The sequence below is a fragment of the Vibrio sp. Y176 genome (genome assembly GCF_033438945.1).
Window position 1 is genome coordinate 1 of record NZ_JAWOQS010000192.1, and the last position, 923, is coordinate 923.

The 923-nt window shown below is 46.8% G+C and carries 1 protein-coding gene; it reads left to right on the plus strand.

Going from position 1 to position 923, the window contains the following annotated elements; all coding sequences use genetic code 11:
- Positions 1–165 precede the first annotated feature (165 nt).
- Positions 166–858, plus strand: a complete 693-nt coding sequence (locus R7O13_RS25035) for a heavy metal response regulator transcription factor (RefSeq protein ID WP_025501726.1) — start codon at positions 166–168, stop codon at positions 856–858.
- Positions 859–923: the final 65 nt, after the last annotated feature.

A 923-nucleotide genomic window follows, 5' to 3' on the forward strand; every position in this document is an offset into this window, starting at 1 on the left:
TTGGAATATTTGGGCAAAGTGAATGTCAAAGTGCATTATGCCGAACGCGATAACAATCGATAATGGTTTGCCAATGAGGAAGAGTATGGTGTGGTTCACATCATGCTCTTTTTCGATCTTTATACTGGGTTCTCATCCTCCCGCTAACACACCAGGTAAGTAAAGTTGAAAATATTGATCGTCGAAGATGAGCACAAAGCCGGAGAATATCTGCAAAAAGGTTTGATTGAATCTGGGTATGTGGTGGATTTAGTGCATGATGGGGTCGATGGGCTTTATCACGCTACCAGTGAAGAATATGACTTAATCCTCCTCGACATTATGTTGCCTAAACTCGATGGTTGGCAAGTGCTTAACACATTGCGCAGTAGTGGGATTCACACTCCAGTGATCATGCTGACAGCGAAGGAGCAAGTGGAAGATCGCGTGCGCGGTTTTGAGCTGGGTGCCAATGACTATGTGGTAAAACCTTACGCGTTTGCAGAGCTACTGGCGCGTGTTCAAAACGTATTTCGTCATCATATTGCCGCGCAAGTGGTCGCATCGCCGCAAACATTACGTGTGGCAGATTTAGAACTTGATATGATCAAACGCGTTGCCACGCGCGCGGGGCAGTCGATGTCGCTTACCGCCAAAGAATATGCCCTGCTTGAGTTGTTGATGCGCAAAGCTGGCCAAGTGCTTTCACGTACCACCATTGCGTCGTTAGTGTGGGATATGAACTTTGACAGCGATACCAATGTGATTGATGTGGCGGTCAAACGTCTGCGTAGCAAAGTGGACAAACCGTTCGATAAACCACTGATTCACACTGTCAGAGGGATGGGCTACAAACTCGAAGAGAGTCGTGATGCCTAAGTTCTCGCTGCCTTTTTCCACGAAAAACAAGCTCGTGCTGATGTTTGTTAGCATGACGTTTGTGA